Source organism: Paenibacillus sp. VT-400 (assembly GCF_001029205.1).
GTDB classification, from domain to species: domain Bacteria; phylum Bacillota; class Bacilli; order Paenibacillales; family Paenibacillaceae; genus Paenibacillus; species Paenibacillus amylolyticus.
The window spans coordinates 68,869-89,645 of record NZ_LELF01000038.1 but is presented as its reverse complement, the minus strand read 5'-3'; the positions used below and the strand labels follow the sequence as shown (position 1 = coordinate 89,645).

The 20,777-nt window shown below is 49.0% G+C and carries 14 protein-coding genes; 11 read left to right on the top strand and 3 right to left on the bottom strand.

The window, feature by feature from the left end; genetic code table 11:
* Window positions 1-81: 81 nt before the first annotated feature.
* On the bottom strand, window positions 82-840 hold the full coding sequence (locus tag EL84_RS00535) for a tryptophan-rich sensory protein (RefSeq protein ID WP_047840287.1): 759 nt from the start codon (window positions 838-840) through the stop codon (window positions 82-84).
* A gap of 226 nt (window positions 841-1,066) precedes the next feature.
* Here EL84_RS00535 and EL84_RS00530 point away from each other — a divergent pair, with 226 nt between their 5' ends.
* Window positions 1,067-2,032, top strand: a complete 966-nt coding sequence (locus EL84_RS00530) for an arsenic resistance protein (RefSeq protein ID WP_047840286.1) — start codon at window positions 1,067-1,069, stop codon at window positions 2,030-2,032.
* Window positions 2,033-2,392: 360 nt separating this feature from the next.
* On the opposite strand, the gene EL84_RS00525 is transcribed toward EL84_RS00530, so the two are convergent.
* Complete coding sequence (locus EL84_RS00525; protein WP_047840285.1) at window positions 2,393-4,021, bottom strand: response regulator; 1,629 nt, start codon at window positions 4,019-4,021, stop codon at window positions 2,393-2,395.
* A gap of 5 nt (window positions 4,022-4,026) precedes the next feature.
* The gene (locus EL84_RS00520; RefSeq protein ID WP_047840284.1) at window positions 4,027-5,856 is read right to left on the bottom strand and encodes a sensor histidine kinase; all 1,830 of its coding nucleotides are present in this window, start codon (window positions 5,854-5,856) and stop codon (window positions 4,027-4,029) included.
* A gap of 143 nt (window positions 5,857-5,999) precedes the next feature.
* Here EL84_RS00520 and EL84_RS00515 point away from each other — a divergent pair, with 143 nt between their 5' ends.
* The 10 genes from EL84_RS00515 to EL84_RS00470 all read left to right on the top strand — a co-directional run bounded on the left by EL84_RS00515 (window position 6,000) and on the right by EL84_RS00470 (window position 20,634).
* Window positions 6,000-6,881 carry a carbohydrate ABC transporter permease gene (locus tag EL84_RS00515; protein ID WP_036607341.1) on the top strand — a complete coding sequence of 294 codons (882 nt, stop codon included), beginning with the start codon at window positions 6,000-6,002 and terminating at the stop codon, window positions 6,879-6,881.
* Window positions 6,881-7,717, top strand: coding sequence for a carbohydrate ABC transporter permease (locus EL84_RS00510; RefSeq protein ID WP_047840283.1), 837 nt, complete (start codon window positions 6,881-6,883; stop codon window positions 7,715-7,717). The genes EL84_RS00515 and EL84_RS00510 overlap by 1 nt, the downstream gene beginning before the upstream one ends.
* A 643-nt stretch (window positions 7,718-8,360) precedes the next feature.
* The gene (locus EL84_RS00505) at window positions 8,361-9,659 is read left to right on the top strand and encodes an ABC transporter substrate-binding protein (protein WP_047840282.1); all 1,299 of its coding nucleotides are present in this window, start codon (window positions 8,361-8,363) and stop codon (window positions 9,657-9,659) included.
* A 432-nt stretch (window positions 9,660-10,091) separates the two neighbouring features.
* Window positions 10,092-10,658, top strand: a complete 567-nt coding sequence (locus EL84_RS00500) for a TetR/AcrR family transcriptional regulator (RefSeq protein ID WP_036607516.1) — start codon at window positions 10,092-10,094, stop codon at window positions 10,656-10,658.
* 60 nt (window positions 10,659-10,718) lie between these two features.
* Window positions 10,719-12,710: an alpha/beta fold hydrolase gene (locus EL84_RS00495; protein ID WP_053061331.1), complete on the top strand. Its 1,992-nt coding sequence runs from the start codon at window positions 10,719-10,721 to the stop codon at window positions 12,708-12,710.
* Window positions 12,711-12,803: 93 nt separating this feature from the next.
* Window positions 12,804-13,751, top strand: coding sequence for an aminopeptidase (locus tag EL84_RS00490; protein WP_047840281.1), 948 nt, complete (start codon window positions 12,804-12,806; stop codon window positions 13,749-13,751).
* 612 nt (window positions 13,752-14,363) lie between these two features.
* Window positions 14,364-14,795, top strand: a complete 432-nt coding sequence (locus EL84_RS00485) for a chemotaxis protein CheW (protein ID WP_017690859.1) — start codon at window positions 14,364-14,366, stop codon at window positions 14,793-14,795.
* A gap of 227 nt (window positions 14,796-15,022) precedes the next feature.
* Window positions 15,023-18,226, top strand: a complete 3,204-nt coding sequence (locus EL84_RS00480; RefSeq protein WP_047840280.1) for a DEAD/DEAH box helicase — start codon at window positions 15,023-15,025, stop codon at window positions 18,224-18,226.
* 46 nt (window positions 18,227-18,272) lie between these two features.
* Complete coding sequence (locus tag EL84_RS00475) at window positions 18,273-19,085, top strand: hypothetical protein (protein WP_053061330.1); 813 nt, start codon at window positions 18,273-18,275, stop codon at window positions 19,083-19,085.
* Window positions 19,086-19,659: 574 nt separating this feature from the next.
* On the top strand, window positions 19,660-20,634 hold the full coding sequence (locus EL84_RS00470) for a D-alanyl-D-alanine carboxypeptidase family protein (RefSeq protein WP_047840279.1): 975 nt from the start codon (window positions 19,660-19,662) through the stop codon (window positions 20,632-20,634).
* Window positions 20,635-20,777 lie beyond the last annotated feature (143 nt).

Genomic DNA, 20,777 nt, shown 5'->3' with positions numbered 1-20,777 from the left:
GATTTCAGGTCGAAGACCAGAATCGGCTGTTTGCGTTACGTGTTTTCGTTATATTTAAGCGTTATATATGATGTAAACTACTCAATCGCGATCCTGATTCCGGGCGAAGAACAGCCATACCGCATAGATGGCCAGGACGATCGCAATGATGATTGCCGTATAATATACGGAAGTGACATCCTTTTGTTTAAGTGCAATGGCGATATATGCCCATGTAAATACAAGAGGATATACACTGTCCCGATAACGGAAGCTAACGAGTACAGCCAGCACCATACCGACAATCAGCATAATAATCGTCCAGGTTGGTTCGCTGATACCAAAACCATCCCAGCCAATTTTATATAACAGTACAGCTGCATTGACAATCGTTGCCACGCTAATCCATCCGAGATAGATGCTGAATGGCAGCTTCACAAGCCAGATCTCAGCAGTGGTTGGAACCGTAATGGTACGTGTTTTTACATACAGCATGATCAGGCACAACAGAAGCAGTACAATAATTAGTAAAGCGAGACCGGTCTGCAAGTTTTGAAAAGCAAAAATCCAGGCTACGTTGAAAGCGCAGCTCGCCAGGAACCAATACCCGAGACGGGTAATCGAATCCCTTTTCCAGGAAGCGGGCACGAACTGATAGATCACAAACCCTGCCAACAGCAAGTAGATCAGACCCCATATAGAGAAGGCATAGCCAGAAGGTGTGAGCAGCACAGGGTACATATCCGATACTTCTTTATTGGTCTTGCCTCCGATCGGCCGAGCGTTGGAGAGGTAGTTCACGATAATTACAGCGATAAAACCAATGGCGTTTAACCACTTGTACGGATTGTTACGTGACATTGTGTTTCCTCCTTGGTTTAACGAATGAATGAACCACGGGTCAGTCTACAATGAATATACCCAGTTCTTGCACATTCTAATAACAGCCGCAAAAAATTCACAAGTTGATCCTTCAGATCCTTGTGCTCTGCCGCTTATGTTGGAACGGCACTCTGTCCCAATGTACGCGAAACGAAGCAGAAATATGTCCATGCCCACGATGTCCCACTGGAAGAGGAGGAAGAGAATGCTCACAAGAGAAACGATGGAGCAACAGCAAACCTGGTTCTATGTAGTTGCACTGTTCGTAGGAGCAGTGATAGGGCTGAGTAATCCGGTATGGGGGAATGTTTTACACTACACCGTGTCCCCGGTTCTTGCCGTTCTGTTATACAGCATGTTTGTACAGATTCCCTTTTTACAGTTAAAAGAGTCTTGGTCCAACCTTCGATTTATGGGGGCGCTACTGGTGGCTAATTTTATCGTTGTACCTGTAGTTGTATGGTTGCTCACACTTGTCTTTCCGCAATCACCAGGTGTTCTGATCGGAGTCTATCTGGTACTGTTAACACCCTGTATTGATTACGTCATTGTGTTCACACAACTCGGCAGGGGCAATGAGAAACTGATGCTTGCCGCAACACCTCTTTTATTTGTTATACAAATGATAGTGTTGCCGTTTTATTTATGGTTATTGATGGGTACCGAGGTAGCGCAGATCATGCAGTTAGGGCCGTTTGTAGAGGCTTTTCTGTTCCTGATCGTAATTCCACTGCTGCTCGCTGTTGTTACACAAGTTTTCTCCAGAGGTACAGTGAGCGGGGAGCGGGTCATAAATGCGACGGCATGGCTCCCGGTTCCGATGATGGCACTTGCGCTGATCGTGGTTGTCGCTTCCCAGATTGGCAAAGTCTACAATGATATGGCGATCATCGTAAACGTGATCCCGATCTATGTTGCTTTTCTAATCCTTATGCCTTGGATATCTCGGCTCATTGCTACTTGGTTTGGATTGAATCCAGCCGCCGGGCGGGCGTTGATTTTCAGTTCAGCCACACGGAATTCGCTGGTTGTTCTGCCGTTGGCGCTGTCACTCCCGCCAGAATGGGCAACCATAGCTGCGGCAGTCATCGTTACACAGACGATGGTGGAGCTTGCAGGGGAATTAATCTACATTCGACTTGTACCTGCGGTGATTTTGCGGGATCGGTAAGCGTACTAGGGTGTATCTATGTTATGATATATTACAATTAATAAAACCATTTTTGGTAAATAAAAGGGGAGGTGAGAATCCCTATTTATCGGAAGATTATGTTCTACCTGGATATTGTCCTATTACTGTTCAGCCTCATCTATTTCCCCGTAGTAGCTCATAAGACAGGAAATAATATGGCTTATGGATTTATGGCTGTAATTTTAATAGGTACAATCTCTCGGATCGTATCCTATCTTAGAAAAGAAAGAGTCAACAAATCGTCATGATATAGGCTATTTTCTGTAAAAGTAAAATTAAAAAGAGTACTTCCGATGGGTCATGCCGGGAGTACTCTTTTTAATTCGGATCAGGTACTCGTTACGTACTAGCCTCCAATAATGTTTTACGATATTCCGCTGGCGTGATGCCCTCCATCTTTTTAAACACTTTGCTGAAATACTTTTCATCCTGAAATCCAACCATCTCCGAGATTTTGGCGACTCGCAGGGAAGGATTTTGCAGTAACAGCTTGGCGTTGTTGATCCGCAGTTTGCCCAGATATTCCGACCAGTTCAGACCAAATTGCTGTTTGAATTTGCGTGAAATATACTCCCGGCTCAGATAGAAACGCGCGGCAATCTGCTGTAAGGACAGGTCTTCCTGATAATGGGCGTCCATATAACGTGCAATCTCACTCATGGGATCAGGATTGGCGTGGTGATGAGCGGTGAGCGCCTTTCCTGCGGCAAGTAGTCGTTGTTCCAATAATGAACGAAGCAGGGGGAAGGATAACAGTCCTTCAGAGTCCAAAGGTAACTCGGCAAAGGGAATAGACTGTTCCTCCGTCACTTCTTCCTCTTTGAATGACGAACCTGCCGTAACATCAAGCCAGCGGCTCAGCATCCATTCCAGCTCATCGATCCATTGCTGGATCTGCTCAGCACTGACAACCTCAAGATCAGTAATCGGGTCAAGCCACTCGGCGACCGCAGCAGATACACTGGAAGCCCGGCAACTCATGGCTGCCATTCGCAGGGGTTCTTCATGGGCGGTTAAACGCCTGATTTTATTCCCATTTGATGATTCCACTGAGGCATGGATTCGCTGTTTAATTTGCACAGCATTGCGTCGCCACAACCTTGAACTTGCTTCCAGATAGGCTGCTGATATTCCGCCAGGGTAGGACTCACAGGTGGAGATGCCAAAATGAAGCCGGCGCTGAATCGTCTGCTCCAATCCATGATTGACCTTGTCCAGAATATGTTCCAATGAAGTGGATGGACCCCAATGCAGCAGAACAATCTCGTCCGGTTGATCCAACTGACGAAACATTACGCCTTCGTCTGGTGTGGATAACATCTCGGCACAGATATTGAGTACCGAGAACACAAGCAGGTCGGGTTGACTGCGGTATTTTGCCAGACAATCTGCATCCAGATGGGACAGGCTGGTGACAGCGACACTACAGACAGAGATTAGACGGGGGAGATTTAACTCATCCTGCAATCGCTGCATGTGTGATGGGCTGTTGCCTCTTCCGACGGCAAGTTCGGTGAGCAGACGATCCTGGTAGTGGGGGCGCATTCGATTAACGACAATGGATTGCCTGGTGGATTGTATCCGAATGGCGTCTTCCTCTTCCCAAGCTGTAACGGCCTTTAATAGAGATGCATTCAGCTCATCTGCTTCCACAGGTTTCAGGAGATAGTCCATGCCACCATGTCTGATTGCATGCCTCACGAGTTCAAAATCATCATATCCACTAATAACCAGCACCTTGCTGTGCGGGGTATGAGCCGATATCCATTCAAGCAATGCCATACCGTCCTTGCCCGGCATACGCATGTCACTGAGTATGATTTGAGGTTGATGTGCCGTGATGGCGGCGATGGCTTCATCCCCGTCTGCTGCTTCAAGTAATGTATCAATGCCAAACTCTTCCCAATGACCAAGCAACCTTATGGCATCGCGGACATGTTTTTCATCATCTACAAGCAGTGCCTTCATGTTGTTCACTCTCCCGCGTATAGTTTAACCGTGATCTTCACACCATTGGGTTCCCGATTGTTGATCTCAAGCCTGGCTGAGTGACCGGGATGTGAGTTCAATTGAAGTCGGCGTATTACATTTCGTAGACCGATGGATTCAGACTCGTCGGATTCTTGTGTGGATATCCCGGTTGTTGTATGACTTTGATGCAGCCATCCGCGGATCTCCAGTAATTTATCTTCAGGTATGGATGGGCCATTATTATTCAGTTCGATTTCAATCCAATGATCGTTGATCCGGCGGCTGGACAGGGATATGTGACCTTTGCCAGGCTGAATATCTGCTCCATGTTTAAAATAGTTCTCAATTAAAGGTTGTAACGTCATTCTTGGCATTTCGACAGATAGGGTATCTTCGGCAAAATCCAAATCCACCTCAAGGCGGTCACCAAACCGCTCCTGCTGCAGTTCCAGATATAACCGGGCATGCTCCGCCTCTTCGCGTAAGGTCACGCAGGTCTGATCCCGCATGCTATAGCGCAGCATTTTGGAAAGGCTAGAGAGTAGTGTATACGCCCGTTGTCCTTGCTGTTGAAGGGCAAGTGTACCGATCGATTGCAGTGTATTATACAGAAAATGCGGATGAATCTGCGCTTGCAATGCTTTGAGTTGATTTGTCTTATTGGCGATTTCGAGTCGATATTCCCGCAGAATAAGATTATTTACCGTATCCATCATATCCCGGAAATGACGAGCGAGCACCCCAAATTCATCTCGGCTGGATAGATGGATATCCACATGCAGACGCCCGGCTTGAATCTGGTTCATATACCGCATGAGTTGCTTGAGTGGACCGGTGATTCGGATGGAGATGAACAAGGTTGCAACAATGACCAATACAAGTGCCGCAATGGCAATCATCGCGTTATTCCACGTAAGTGTGGTGGCTCTGGCATATAACGTCTCATTCGGGATCTGTTTGACGATGGTCCAGTCAGCGTACGTGCTGCCAAGTTGCTGGTATACATACATGGAACGATCCTGTTCAAAATGTCCTGCGACATTCTGGGCTGTACCAGCGCCAGATCGTGCGATATTCAGTTCACTAGCCGTTTCCTCTCGTAGTGCATCCGTATGATTGACCTCGGAACGACCTTGGTAAATGATCTGATTCTGACCATCCACAACATAGATCTGTTCCTTAGCCGGATCATACAGCCTGCCACAGATTGCTGCAATGGTATTCATATTCAGATCAATGGCGAGTACACCCAGGCGCTCGGTGGACGGAATATCCTTGATCACCCGATGCAGGGTAATGACCGTTCTGGCAGGGTCATCGGGGGAGGCAGCCTTGAATCCGTACGTGTGACTCATATGGGCCGATTCCACCCAGATATCCGGGCTGTCACCGCCTGTTTTTCCATGAAGCGAGCCGGAATAGGCCTGTTTGCGTTCCTCCCGCTTCGGAAAGGGGTTCGTAATTAAGGTGGATTGATTGGCGGCAAAAGAGTGCAAATACAGCTGGAATACATCCGGCACAGCCGCGCGTATCGTCTGCAAAGTGGTGTACACCTCGGCAACCGCACGATAATCACCAGGAATTTTTGCCAAGTTACGCAGAAAGTTCGGGTCGTTATACACAGCGAGCGACGCTCTGGCCACGTTATCCACATAGTTGTTGAGATTGGTGGACGCTTGGTAGATCAGGCGTTTGTTTTCTTCCACAGCTTGTTCCCGCAGGGCTGTCTTGGTCTGGATAAACGTCATGCTGATCGATGCGAGCAGTGGAAGTGTGGTAGCAATGAGCATAAAGGCAATCAATTTGGTGCGTATACTGTAGTATTTGGACATCGGAACACCCCTTCTGGTTGCAGGTTAAGAGAGGACAATATTTTACCCCCAACTGTTCACAAGGGTCGGTGTTTCCCTCGGCGATAATGGGGTTTAATAGAAAAAGAGACCAATTTCATCCATCTATAGAAGGGGAGAACGATATGAAGCATCGCAAATCTTCACAGCTGTTACAGCAGCTTGTGTTCGTGGGTCCCTCCATCGTGTTTTTTATTCTCATCATCGTGGTCCCTTTCCTGCTTGGCATGGTGTATTCCTTTACGGATTGGAACGGGGTATCCGAGAACATTAATTGGGTAGGGTTTGATAACTTCGTGCATGTTTTTGCGAATGATCCCAAGTTCCAAACGGCGTTTTGGTTTACGGTGCGCTTCACCGTGGTTGGTGTGGTACTGACCAATGTGATTGGTTTTTTCCTGGCGTATTTCCTGACCAAACCGCTCAAGACGAGAAACATTCTGCGTACGATCTTTTTTATGCCTAACGTGATCGGTGGGTTGTTGCTCGGCTTTATCTGGCAGTTCATATTTGTGAAAGGGTTTTCAGCAGTAGGCGATGTAACCGGCTGGTCCTTCTTCAACCTTCCTTGGCTGGGAGACGAACCAACCGCCTTCTGGGGAATCGTGATTGTGTTTGTATGGCAGACCGCAGGATATCTGATGGTTATCTACATCTCATCTCTGACAAATGTATCCCCTGATCTGCTGGAAGCCGCTGAGATTGATGGCGCAAGTCGCTGGCAGGTACTGCGGAGCATCATTCTTCCGCTCATTATGCCAGGTGTAACGATCTGTCTGTTCCTAGCGATCTCCTGGTCGTTCAAAATGTTCGATCTCAATCTGTCGCTAACCAAAGGTGGACCGTTCGGATCAACAGAGTCGGTTGCACTTAATATTTACAATGAAGCCTTTGTGAATAACAGATATGGCATCGGAACCGCCAAAGCACTCGTGTTCTTCGTAATCGTTGCCATCATCACCATGATTCAGGTACGTCTGACGAAGAGCAAGGAGGTAGAAGCCTAATGGAGACGACGAAAAATTACCGCTTCAGTACCATTGTAACCGAGATTGTCATGGTACTCCTTGGACTTTTATTCCTGGTTCCGTTTTACTTCCTGTTTGTGAATTCGGTCAAAACCTTCGGTGATCTACTCACCAATTCGGCTGCATGGCCGGAAGTATTTCAGTGGGGCAATTATGCTAACGCTTGGGAGAAAATTAACTTCCCGTCCGCGCTGATGAACTCGCTTATCGTTACTGTGGTCAGCAATCTGTTGCTTGTGCTGATCAGTTCCATGGCCGCGTACCGAATGGTCCGCAGCGATACCCGGTTCAACCGTATTTTGTTCGGCATGTTCATTGCCGCGATGGTGATTCCGTTCCAGTCTATCATGATTCCACTTGTTACTGTAACCAGTAATCTGGGATTGATCGACAGCCTTGGCGGCCTCATTATCTGTTATCTCGGTTTCGGGGCACCGATGTCTGTCTTCCTGTTCCACGGATTCGTAAAATCCGTCCCACTGGAGATTGAGGAAGCGGCTAGGGTAGATGGAAGCTCTGCCTACGGGGTGTTCTTCCGGATCGTATTTCCACTCATGAAACCGATGTATGTAACCGTCATCATTCTGAACACACTCTGGATCTGGAATGATTATCTACTACCATCCCTGATCCTGCAAAGCTCCAACCTGCGTACAATCCCGATTGCGACCTTTGCACTCTTCGGTCAGTACACGAAGCAATGGGATCTGGCTTTGCCAGCACTTGTACTTGGCATTATGCCGATCATTATCTTCTTCCTGCTGATGCAGAAGTACATCATTCAGGGGATTACGGCTGGATCAGTTAAAGGGTAAGTGCGAGGGAAGGGTCGCTGTGGTGCGAGTGCGAGCACAAGGTCGCTGCGGGATCAAGTTGCGCTTTCGGTCGCTGTTGCTCCTCGGTGGCCTGAATGTATTAGGGCAAGGAAGCCACCGAGTATCAAAGGCGAACGCTCCGCTCCTACATCGCATCCTGATCCCTTTGCTCCCACCTCGCATGGAGGTGTGCAAAGGGAGCCATGCCCGTATAGCTTGGGCATGACTCCTAGGGAAGAGAGCAATAAAGGGAAAAGAGCAATAAAGAGAAATGACCAAGAAAGACGCTTGTATAGCCAGGAACTTCTTCTACAGAGTGATGGTATGCTCCCTATTCAAAGCGCTAACGAATCCACCGCATCTTAATAGGTGGATAATCAAGGAATACAAATTGTAACGAATCTCAGCAACGTTATTCGGGTACAAGACGGCGTCAGAGCCCTAAAAATTGACCAAATCGACGAAATAACGTCGCTGTGATTCGTTAAAATTGGAACCTGTGCAAATAGGTGCGAATAACGTGCGCTCGGTTCGTTAGAATGAAAACACGCTTCAAGGGAAGGTTATTCTGTCATCGGAGTGCCAGTGTAAATATTCATTAGTGGAACGGTTATACTGAAACTACTATAGGGAGAGTGTATGTATGAAAAGAATGACAAAGTTGACGTTGCTTATGCTGATTGCTTTTTCGGTAATGCTCGCGGGTTGTGGCAATGGGGACAAGAGTGGCAGTCCGGTCAACACGGATACTCAAGGTGGTGGCGAGGCTGCTGCTGGAGATAAAACCATTAAAATCTTCCAATTCAAAGTCGAAATTGCGGAAGCGCTCAATCGCCTCAAAGCGGAATATGAATCCTCCCATCCAGGGGTCAAACTGGACATTCAGACTGTAGGTGGCGGCAGTGACTACGGTGCTGCATTAAAAGCCAAGTTTGCCGCTGGAGAACAACCGGACATTTTCAACGTAGGTGGTTATCGTGAATTGGATACATGGCTTGAATATCTGGAAGATCTGTCTGGAGAATCATGGGCCAAGGATGCACTCGAAGTAGCCAAAGAGCCAATGACCAAAGACGGCAAACTCTACGGACAGCCGCTCGCGCTGGAGGGTTATGGTTTCATTTATAACAAAGACCTCTTCCAAAAAGCAGGTATTACCGAAATTCCAACGACACTGGAACAATTGGATCAAGCTGCACAGAAACTTCAAGCCGCAGGCATTACCCCATTCTCTAATGGGTATCAAGAGTGGTGGGTGCTGGGCAATCATAACGTAAACGTCGCATTTGCAAATCAGGCAGATCCGGTGAAATTCATCCAAGGACTCAATGAAAGTACGGAGAAGATTCCTGGCAACCAAGTGTTCGCCGACTGGATCAACTTGCTCGACTTAACGCTGAAATACAGCAACAAAAACCCGCTGACAACCGACTACAATACGCAAGTTACGTTGTTTGCGAGTGGAGAAGCGGCGATGATGCAACAAGGGAACTGGACTCAAGTACAGATCGATGGAATCGATCCAGATCTGAATCTGGGTATCCTCCCAATGCCAATTAACAATGAACCCAATGACAAATTGTTTGTCGGTGTGCCGAACTATTGGGTTGTGAACAAGAATTCCCAAGTGAAACCGGAAGCAAAAGAGTTTTTGGAATGGCTCGTAACTTCGGATATCGGGAAACAATACATGACAAAAGAATTCAAATTCATTCCGGCGTTCAGTTCCATCACGGCATCCGAAGAGGATCTGGGTGACCTCGCTACAGAGATCATGAAGTATAGCCAGGAAAATAAAACACTCAGCTGGAACTTCAACCGTTTCCCTGAAGGGGTTCCACAGGAGTATGGAAGCACAATTCAAGCTTACGTTGCAGGCAAATCGGATAAAACCGGATTGCTCGACGCATTGCAACAGAACTGGGATAGTCTGAAAAAATAATCCAGATCATGGACGGTATCCACAGGTTACCGAAAACTGTTCAGAAATCTTCGGATAGAAAAGTTAGTCTATCGGATATATGAGTTAATTGAAACAGGTTAGCCAGAAATCTTATTCTGGTTGGCCTGTTTTTGTTTTCCGAGGAGCCAATGACGCTCTCTGAAAAGTTCAAAGTCAGCTATATCCCTGAAATGTGGATAACCCCAAAGCAGTTTAATGATCTAATGACATATTTAACACAGAGTTAATACTATATGTGGATATCCTGTGTGTATAACACTCTAAATGTGGACAAGTATGGAGTAGCTGGATTGGGAGGTCCTCTTTTGTTAACAGAAATACTTGTTTTCAACTGATTAGTACTGTATAGTTCTAAATATGACAAATCCAAAAATGAATACGGGACCCGCCAAATCCAAAAGTTCCAATCCGGTGAACCGGACCAAGGCAGTTGAAGTGGCGGCACAATTATTTCTGCGTCAGGGGTACAGCTACGTCAGCATGGATGAAGTCGTGCGCGTGAGTGGGGTATCCAAGTCAAATATTTATTATCATTTTAAAAACAAGGAGGAGCTGCTCCAGGCCGTGGTACAATACTGGATTGCCCAGTATGAGTCGGAGCTGTATCTGCTGCTCAGTCAGCGTGAGCGAGGAGTGGAGGAGCGTATCTACTCATTCATGGCATTGTTGTCGGCAGGCATTGAGGGCCGAAATTACGAAGGGAGCTGTCCTTTTGTTACGTTATATATGCAGACACCGGACAGTGCACCCCAAGTGAAGGAAAGCATATCCAGATTCTTTCGTGAGCTTAGACCGATGGTGGAGAAGTTGTTTCAGCAAGGTTTGGATCGCGGTGAATTTCGCAAAGAGATCGAGCCGGGACCGGCTGCGTTGTTGTTTATTGCAGCACTGGAAGGTTCGCTAATCCTAGCGGGAACTGCCCGTGATGTTGGGATTATAGAACAATCGGCACGTACGTTTTGTCAGATGCTTCGTTAATCGAAGCTCTTTTTTTGAATATAACTAGTACTGTATGGTACTAAAAGGAGCCGAAACAGAATGGTTGTACATACTAACCGTGTATCCAATGAAGAAAACACAGCAGCAAATTCAACAAACATGAATCAGGTAATAAGCAAGTCTGATATTGCAGCCAAGACCATTTTTATGACAGGTAGTACAGGTTTTATTGGCAAAGAAACGGTCAAACAACTCACGCAGGGAGACGCACAATTGCTCTTGCTGGTTCGTTCGGAACAGCGAGCCAGAACTGTGCTGAAGGCTTATGGAGTGAAGGATTTCAAGCGGATTACCTTTATTACAGGTGATTTGTCCATTTCGGGTCTTGGCCTTACCGCAGCGGGTCGGGAGCGTGCTCTTGAAGCAAATGTGATCATTCATGCGGGAGGAACGATGGACGTCACTTTGGAACGAAAAGTAGCCGAGCAGATATTCATGAACGGGGCCAGAGAACTGGCACAGCTAGCACAGGAAATCCATCGTACTCATGGATTGAGACACTTTATCCACGTTGTTGGTTATATGAGTCCTTATGGAGAGCGGAATGAACAGGGGAATTATCTACAGGTTGAGCATGTGGATAACAATGAAAGTGCATATGAAGAGATGAAGTTCCATGCCGATCTGCATATTCGCGAGCATGCAGAACAGCATCGCTATCCCTTATCCGTTGTAAATCCGAGTACAGTGGTTGGGCCACGTCCCACAGGTGAAACCGAGCAAACGGGTGGGATTGGACTGCTCATTCAGGCGATTCAGAAAGGACTTATGCCGGTAGTGCCGGGAGGTTCATCCTATTGGTTACCGCTTGTGGAGAATGACATTGTTGCAGAGACACTAGTTTTTCTATCCAGGGAAGCTGCTCCAGTCGGAGGAACTTATCCACTGTTGGCGCGGAGGGAAGACAGTCCCAATATGAAGGAACTGCTGCAACTCTTGGCGCAGCAATTGGACGTACCCAAGCCCAAAGGGGCTGTGCCATTACCATGGATTCGATGGATCATGAAATCAGGTGGTTCACGTATCAGTGGTGTTCCAGCGGAGTCGGTTGCTTTTATTACCAACAGGTCATTCCCGGTTGAAGAGACGGAGGCTCTGTTTACACGTATGGGGCAATCCTGGCCGGACATCCGGGAACAGCTTCCGCTGGTTACAGCCGATCTGGACTATCGTTTTCGGTATACGCCGTTACCTGAGGGTTTTCCGACAGATTATATTCGGTCGCGAAGTGGAAATATGGCTATGCTTGGTTGGGAGGGTGAGGGAGAGCCTTGGATTATTGTACATGGTTTGCTTCAATCTGCGGATGAGATGTTACCGTTAGGAAAACAGCTTAGGGAACGGACCGGGAACCCGGTATGGTTAATCGATCTCGCTGGATTCGGACGGTCCCCGGTACATCAGGGAGATGAAGCGTTTGAAGGTCAGGTGGATGCACTGCTTACGGCTCTTGGTGAGTTTGAAGGTCCGGTGAAGCTGGTTGGTCATTCGATCGGGGCTGCTATTGCAGCTGCGGCACAGATGCGTAGCGGACGGACAGACATTCGGCTGGGGTTGCTCCAGCCAGTTGCCAACAATTCGAATCCGAATGTGCTGAGATGGATTTCTCGTTTGCCAAGAGGGGTGATGCGCTCCCTGCTGCGTGGCAGATCGGAGAAAAGTTGGAATCAAATGTTCAGTTCACATAGCGGCGTAGGCGACAGCAGTGTTATGGCCGATACCATGGGCAAGAGAATACGCTCCAGTCTCCAGTCCCCTCGTATTGCAGGAGCACATGCAGACTTGTTGCGCTGGATCCACTCGGGTCAGAGGAAAGGCGCCAGATCAACGTTGTGGGCGAAAATGGAAAGTCAGCATTATGCCAAGAATGTATTAGTTGTGTGGGCCAATCAAGATCAGGAATATCACTATCCCCAGGATATGAACTCACAGGTCAAACGGATAGATGTCCCCTATGGACATTACTTTCCGACGTTTCAGTATAAGGAAACAGCTGCAATCCTCGCCGAATGGGCCGATACCTTGAGGTGAGTTCAGGTTTGGACATGCAGGAATCCCGTGCTAATTGTCGAAAGGGTCAAGTCGACTTTTGAGAGCCGAACCAAAGACAGGAGAGATGAATGTATGAGCAAGCAACGTGTGGAAATCAGTAAAAATGTGCTAACGGAATGTCTCGGACTGCGCAGCGGAGAGAATCTGGTAGTTATCGCAGACGATATGAAACGGGATCTGGCTGAATCCATCTATGAGGCAGGCAAAGCACTTGGAGCAGAATCAGTCCTGTTAATCATGGAGGAACGCAGCAGATCCGGCGAAGAGCCTCCTGCGCCAATTGCAGAGGCCATGATTCGAGCAGATGTAGCCGTGTGTGTAACGAAATATTCATTAACACATACCCAGGCACGCAAAAAAGCCGCTGCTTCAGGGACCCGAGTGGCAACCATGCCCGGCATGACAGAGGATATGTTTGTGAACGGAGCCATTACAGCTGAATATTCGCAAGTACAGGCGTTGACCGAGAAGGTAACGGCTCTATTAACCGCAGGTCGCCATGTGCGAATAGAGAAGCAGGGCCATAGTCTTTCCTTTTCCATAGAGAATCGTAACGGTGTACCAAGCACAGGCATGTATTTGAATCCCGGTGAATCGGGCAACTTGCCGTCAGGAGAAGCTTATATTGCTCCCGTCGAGGGCAAGGGCGAGGGCAGTATTGTTGTAGATGGTTCCATTGCTGGAATTGGGGCACTCCGTGAACCGATGTTATTGACCGTTAGTGAAGGACGGTTGGTGTCAGCCGAAGGAACAGATGGGGCTCAATTACTGGAAACGCTGGGTGAGGGCGATGGTCGTTTTCTCGGCGAATTCGGGATCGGTACCAATAACAAGGCGCGAATCACGGGTGTGGTGCTGGAAGATGAGAAGGTGTACGGCACAATTCATGTGGCCTTTGGCAGCAATAACACATTTGGTGGAACGATTGCCGCAGGTGTTCATATTGATGCAGTTGTACAAAAGCCGGACGTGTACATCGATGACAGGCTAATCATGCGTCAGGGTGAATTGGTCGAATAACTACAGCGAAGGAAATTGGGCATGTCCACAACGTGTCCACAGTAATGGATAACTGAAGCGGAAATTCGGATTTTACGTCAGATTTACAAACAAATACACAACATGTCCACATTAAATTAATGAATATCCACATGAAACGCTAAAGATATCCACAGCATGTGTGCAATATGTGCACAACTTATCCACAAATCAGGTATAACTCGTATTTTCATGTGATAAAACAGTCGTTTTGGAGTAATGAAACAAGTTATCCACAGGAATTTCACTTTTTTGTTCCAAGTATTTGAAAACATAGAAACAGATCCATAATATATGGGGATAAAAAAGACCAAAAATCGGCATAAAGCTGATCTTGGGTCTTTTTTTGAATATAATTTTTCAATCCAATGTCAGGTTACTTACGCTCTATTCTAAAACGACTGGCTTCCACCACCCTCCACAACAGGGCAAATTAGCAGAGCGGAGACAGCAACCGTAATGCAACGTCTGTTGAAGTTGGCAAAATTGATCTGAAGCCTAAACATTTGATCAAAAATAACCGATACACCAAAGTAACATCTAATGGGACGAAAGTAGTCTGATTATACGGAATGAGAGGATATGGGGATAACTATGGACGAGGGAATGCAATATATTAATTTTTCGGTAGGAGACCAGATCTTTGCACTACGAATTGATGAAGTTCATGAGATCATCAGAATGGTGCAGGTGACAACAGTTCCATTTGGAAGCCCGGAGATCCGAGGTTTTGCTTCGCTGTACGGTAAGGTCGTTTCGGTGGTGAGTCTTCGTGTATTGTTAGGCATGCCAGACCAGGAGGATACCTCTTCTACACGTATTATTGTGGTGCCTTACAAAGGTGGATTTGTACCGCTGATCGTAGATATGGTCGATTCTGTCGTAAGTTACGATCGTTTCGAGGAACCAGCTGAGGAACACCGTCGTTTCATGCTTGGCGTTTTTGACAAAATCGGGTTCTGTGAAGATCATCGTGCAGGTATTTTGAACCTCGATGTATTACTGGGCAGCTTGATCAGATCATAGGAGTATAACGATCCGTAATTCTTTCAATATTCAGTATTATCCTTCGGTTTACCCAAATGTTCCTCATCCGCTTTTCGGGAGAAGGGACATTTTTTTGTGCCGCTAGGGCGTTTTCAGACACGCCCTAACCATCGAAATAACCACTTTTTATGGGCAAAGGTTTTTAAATCCGGTCATTTTCGTATATGATGGAGAGTAACAATGCGAAGGGATGACGGGAGACTTTAATGATGCAATCGCTGTATGGAGTATGGCTTGGTGACGTATTTTTTTGTTTTTCCGGTGAAACATCGGAACCACGTGTGGATGCATGGAGCCACGTGGTAAGAAGGTTGAATTTTGGCGACGGGGGTCGTCTGTTTCAGCCTGCCGCTCTGCGTCTTGCGGAGCTGCGCTGGCCGAATCCGCTGAGGAACACGGCTGAAGCGAAGAACACGAAGCGGCGTCAACTGCTTGGACGCACATTGGAAGGATTGGCAGTCTCGCCTAAGGATGCCTTCAGGCTGCTGTTGCAATGGGATGACCGTTTGTTAAATGCAGCCGGAATTCAGGTTGGAGAAGAGATGCGTTACTGGATCAAGGCGGCGCAGTTCACACAGGAGCTGCTGTTGCGGGGAGCAATTGCTCCATCGGCTGAATTCGCAGCAAAGACCGGAGCACGGCGACGGACCGGGCAAGAGACATTAACAGGTGTATGGCGGCCACGTTTGCAGGAGGAGGAGGACATTGAACGCTTCCGCGATCTTGCTGAAGCGATGCCTCCGATTGGATTGGCTGCTCCTGGAGCTTATGCTTCATTGGAACCGGAAACGCGTGAAGAAGCAGGGGCTGCGGTATTATTTTCATTCATGAGTGGCATGATTCATGCTGTGGTGACAAGTGAACTGGAGGGCATGGACAGTGAACTGTCCCGTTACCGCACCCCATATCGACGCGGATCTTCGCCAGTAGCCGAACTCTGGTGGAACAGTCTGATCTCGATGTTCCGTCCTGTGACGGTGCAAGGGCCGACGGACGATATGACAGCGTTTATTCATACGTTGCAAGAAGTTGGTGGAACGTCAATGCCAATTGTGGGAGCAGAAGAGATGGCGCCTGCTGAAGGCCAATTGAAGCTGGTGCTCCGCTTGGAGCCACCGCTGGGCGAACATGAAACGATCTGGGGAATAAGCTTTTGGGTGGACAGTGAGCAGGAACCAAGCCTGAGGTTGCCTGCACGGACTATCTGGGCACATCCAGAGAGAGATCTGGACCGGGGGAAAGTGTTATATACCTCGGCGGCAGAGCAATTATTGATGGCACTCGGGCAAGCAGCAGAAATGGCACCTGAACTGGAGACGGCGCTGCTTACCGCTCGTCCGGAGGAAATTAAGCTGGAGCAGCAGGGTTTCTTTGAGTTTCTCACGCATGCGGTTCCACGTTTGCAGAAGGCCGGGATAACCGTTCTCATGCCTTCAAGGTGGAGTCGAGCCGGGAAACGTCGTGCGGGACTGCGTCTGCAGATGTTGAATCGGGGAACAGAGCGGTTGCCTGGAGCCACATCGGCACTGGGCATGGAACAATTGGTTGCTTTCAAAGCGGAGCCTATGCTAGATGGTAAACCGGTCACGGCGGAGGAACTGGCAGCATTGGCTGAATCCACAGTTCCGTATGTCATGTTCCGTGGTGAATGGATTGAAGTGGATACAAAAGAGATTCGCCAAGTCCTGCGTTATATGAAAAAAGAAGAAGAACAATATATGCCTCTCTCCGAATGGCTGCATCTGGCAGCGGATGAAGGGGAGGATTCCGCATGGAAGGGCCTCTCCGTCTTTGGTGCCGAATCTGATGGGATGCTTGCTTTCCTGCTCGATGGACAGGTGCTTCGCAGTATTGAGCCTCGTCAGGTTCCGGCAGAATTGCATGGTGAACTAAGACCTTATCAGGAACGGGGCTACCAATGGTTATCCGCGATGCGTGAGCTGGGCTTTGGCGTATGTCTCGCGGACGATATGGGACTTGGGAAGACGATTCAAGTAATTACCTGTCTGCTAGACCGCAAACACGAGGAACGCCAGGCAGCTGAAGAGGAAGCCCATGAGAATGAGCTGTTGAATGGATCAGATCATTCTTTCCCAGCGGATCAGCACACGCATGAGCAGCCTGTTCATCTGCCTGCACTTATTGTGTGTCCTACCTCGCTGCTTGGAAACTGGCAGCGAGAGCTGAAGCGGTTTGCCCCGGATCTGTCGCTATATATTCATCATGGCGGACAACGGCTGCACGGGAACGAATTCCAGGCAGAAGCGCAGACGCATGACATTGTACTGACGACCTATCATCTGGCAGGCAGAGATGGCCCGGATCTGGCTTCGTTGCACTGGTCCACCATTGTGCTGGATGAGGCACAATATATTAAGAATTACCGTACCAAACAAGCGCAAAGCGTAATGCGCCTGTCTACACTTCATCGTATTGCGATGACGGGAACGCCTGTAGAGAACCGGCTGAGCGAACTTTGGTCGATTTTCCAGTTTCTCAATCCGGGGTATCTGGGCACAGCTTCATCGTTCCGCCAGCGATATACGGGACTGGGGCCATCCGAAGAAAATGCAGCATCCTTGCGTGAGCTTCATCGACTGGTATCTCCATTCATGCTGCGCAGGCTGAAAAGTGATCCGGATATTCGCAAGGATCTGCCAGAGAAGCTTGAACTGAAATCCTATTGTTCCCTGACGCCGGAGCAGACGGTGTTGTACCAGCGTGTGGTGGATGATCTGATGGGGGGGCTGGACGGCAGAAATGGCATTGCCCGTAAGGGGATTGTGCTGTCCTCCCTGACCAAGCTCAAGCAGATCTGTGATCATCCGGTGCTGGCGGACAGCAATCGGAAAGACCATGGCAAGGCTGAGGCATCCGGTAAGATGGAGCGTTTGCTTGAACTGCTGGACGCCATCCGTGATAACGGGGAATCTGCCTTGATTTTCACGCAGTATGTTGCTATGGGAGATCTGCTGGTATCGAGGTTGAAACAGCGATATGAGGAAGAACCTTATTTCCTGCATGGTGGTGTGTCGAAGGCGCAAAGAGATGATATGGTGGAGACTTTCCAAAAAGGAGAGGGGCCGTCCATGTTTGTTCTATCTCTTCGTGCCGGAGGTGTGGGTCTGAATCTGACACGGGCGAGTCATGTTGTTCACTATGATCGGTGGTGGAATCCCGCGGTTGAGAACCAGGCGACGGACCGTGTATTCCGAATCGGGCAGAATCGCAATGTGCAGGTGCATAAGCTGATCTGTCAGGGAACACTGGAGGAACGGATTGATGAGCTGATCGAAAGTAAGAAGGCACTCTCCGAGCAGGTCGTTGGTTCGGGTGAGAACTGGCTGACCGAGATGTCGGATGATGAGCTGCGTGGCCTGATTTCTCTTCAGGGTGAGACGTGGCTGTGACCTTGAACATTCAGGGGAATATAGATGTTGAGAAAGGGGGATTGTTGTGAGCGAAAAATGGAAGATCGAGCTGCATATGTCCCCCGGTGGATGGACAGCAGAAGTCAATACAGCAGCGGATGCGGATCAGGAAGTTTCCGTTTCCGCTTCCGTTGCTGAGGGCAAGACCGGATCAGCCGCAGGCATGTTCACGGTCACGGGAACGCCGGCGCGACTGAGCGAGGCCCAGCGCGAGGCTGTACTGGCTCAGCTGCGCAAGCGCCCGCTGACGCTGTACGCCCTGCTGCGCGGCGGCCCGGCGCCCGAGGAGCTTGCCGGGCTGCTGCCGGCTACGCAAGCGCCCGATGGCTCGCCAGGCGCAACAACGGTCAGCGCGGCCGTGGCATGCACCTGCGGCCGCCCGGGCTGCGCGCATGCCACGGCCGCTGAGCGCGCCGTAGCCGCGCGCCTCGCGGCCGAGCCGCTGCTGCAGCTGGCGCACGCCGGCCTGCCGCGCGAAGCGCTGCTCGCCGGCGTGCTGGGGGCATGGGCGGAGGAACTCGCCCATGATCCCAGCGGCCCCGGCCGCGCAGCGGAAACGGCTGGCCGCCCGCAAGTGCGGGGCGGCGAAGGCGGCGCTGCCGTCGGCGAGTGGATCGCCGAGGCCGCCGCGGACGGCGCCATGCACCAGCCGGGGCCGGGCTTTGGCGCCGTTGAGGTGCGCCTCGCGCAGCCGGGCAAGCCGCCGGCCTTGCCGGAGCTGACGGCGTTGCTGCCGGGCGTGCCGGCCACCGCAGGGCTGGATTTGATCCGCGAGCGTGTAGCCGCGCGGATGTGGCAGGCTGTCCAGAAGAAGACGGACAGCCCGGCAACCAAATGATGCACCCATCAGAGCGGGGGAGATCTCAGATCACCCCTGCTTGTTTTTATTGCGGCATGTTGCATTATTTGATTTAATTCATTTCCCGGTACAAGATGAATTTTGTCTTTATCCAACAATGCTAATGCTCATTAATAAAGTGCATCTCGGTATAATCAATTTTTTGCATATTGGATATATGAAGGTATATTCCCATTTCAATTCTATTGTGTACAGCACGGGGATGTTGCTCTAAAAGTCCAAAAAACGATCATACAGGCTGTACAGCCCGTATATGTTCATTCGGATCTCTTCTAAAGGAGGTCTTTACCGGTGGAGCTTCGCTCCCAATTAAGGTATACTGTCGCAGGGAACATTGCACGCAGAGAACTATTTGTGTACAGCACGGGGATGTTGCTCTAAAAGTCCAAAAAACGATCATACAGGCTGTACAGCCCGTATATGTTCATTCGGATCTCTTCTAAAGGAGGTCTTTACCGGTGGAGCTTCGCTCCCAATTAAGGTATACTGTCGCAGGGAACATTGCACGCAGAGAACTATATAACATTTATATTATTGCGATAGGAGTTTTTACATGAAATCAACTACAGGAAGACAGCGCCGCATGGTGGTTATACTGTCCTCATTGATGATATGCGGAGCATTGCTTGCCGCGTGCCAGAACGGTTCAGGCACAGAGGAAAGCCAGAATCCGAATGGAACAGGTAACACACAACAGGAGACGGACGGCACAACGGTTCATTTTACGGAGGATAAAGGAACGGATGGCGACAATGCTGGCGGGGATGACACATCATCTTCTGGCAACAGCGGTGAAGGCACGGATAGCGAGTCTGGGAATGCTTCAGCGGGCGAAGGGCAGGGCTCTTCGGACAATGGTAATGGCGCGACAGGGGAAGATCCATTGCTGGAGAAACGCAGTATCAGCGCACTGCAAACGACGATTGATGCACAATCCGTGGTGACCAATGCCGAGTCTATGACCGTCATTGTGAACAAACAACGGAGTCTGCCTGACGGGTACGAGCCGGACGATCTGGTAGAGCCGAATGTACCGTTCTCCTTCGACGAACCACACGAGAAGCGGCATATGCGCAAGGAAGCTGCGGAGGCACTGGAGAAGTTGTTTGCAGGTGCAAAAGCGGATGGCATTGAGCTTCGTGCGGTATCCGGTTATCGTTCATATCAGCGTCAGGTATCCATCTATAACAATAATGTCAAAACCAAAGGTCAAGAATACACAGATCGTGTGAGTTCTGTGCCAGGCCGAAGTGAACATCAGACGGGTCTTGCCATCGATGTATCGAGTCCGAGTGTGGGCAATGTGCTGGAAGAGGTATTTGGCACATCGAAGGAAGGCCAGTGGTTGGCTGAACACGCTGCAGAATATGGATATGTCATCCGTTATCTGCAAGGTGAAGAAGATACCACAGGCTACGTCTATGAGCCTTGGCATATCCGGTACATCGGTACAGATTTGGCACCGGATGTGGCGAAGAGTGGGTTAACTCTGGAAGAATACTTCGATGAGGCTAATATCAAGTTGTAATTTGGATGTTTCATCCTTAAAGAAAAAGACAAGATACTAATTCTCATAAATCCCCGAATGAACCGTCCTTGATCCAACCAATGGGCAGTCATTCAGGGGATTTTTTTCTGTGCAAAAATGTTAATGGAGTTAAAATAGAATTA

What these genes read in the sequence shown, in the direction of transcription:
- EL84_RS00535 (WP_047840287.1), bottom strand. Translation starts at nt 840, where the DNA reads ATGTCACGTAACAATCCGTACAAGTGGTTAAACGCCATTGGTTTTATC.
- EL84_RS00530 (WP_047840286.1), top strand. Translation starts at nt 1,067, where the DNA reads ATGCTCACAAGAGAAACGATGGAGCAACAGCAAACCTGGTTCTATGTA.
- EL84_RS00525 (WP_047840285.1), bottom strand. Translation starts at nt 4,021, where the DNA reads ATGAAGGCACTGCTTGTAGATGATGAAAAACATGTCCGCGATGCCATA.
- EL84_RS00520 (WP_047840284.1), bottom strand. Translation starts at nt 5,856, where the DNA reads ATGTCCAAATACTACAGTATACGCACCAAATTGATTGCCTTTATGCTC.
- EL84_RS00515 (WP_036607341.1), top strand. Translation starts at nt 6,000, where the DNA reads ATGAAGCATCGCAAATCTTCACAGCTGTTACAGCAGCTTGTGTTCGTG.
- EL84_RS00510 (WP_047840283.1), top strand. Translation starts at nt 6,881, where the DNA reads ATGGAGACGACGAAAAATTACCGCTTCAGTACCATTGTAACCGAGATT.
- EL84_RS00505 (WP_047840282.1), top strand. Translation starts at nt 8,361, where the DNA reads ATGAAAAGAATGACAAAGTTGACGTTGCTTATGCTGATTGCTTTTTCG.
- EL84_RS00495 (WP_053061331.1), top strand. Translation starts at nt 10,719, where the DNA reads ATGGTTGTACATACTAACCGTGTATCCAATGAAGAAAACACAGCAGCA.
- EL84_RS00490 (WP_047840281.1), top strand. Translation starts at nt 12,804, where the DNA reads ATGAGCAAGCAACGTGTGGAAATCAGTAAAAATGTGCTAACGGAATGT.
- EL84_RS00485 (WP_017690859.1), top strand. Translation starts at nt 14,364, where the DNA reads ATGGACGAGGGAATGCAATATATTAATTTTTCGGTAGGAGACCAGATC.
- EL84_RS00480 (WP_047840280.1), top strand. Translation starts at nt 15,023, where the DNA reads ATGATGCAATCGCTGTATGGAGTATGGCTTGGTGACGTATTTTTTTGT.
- EL84_RS00470 (WP_047840279.1), top strand. Translation starts at nt 19,660, where the DNA reads ATGAAATCAACTACAGGAAGACAGCGCCGCATGGTGGTTATACTGTCC.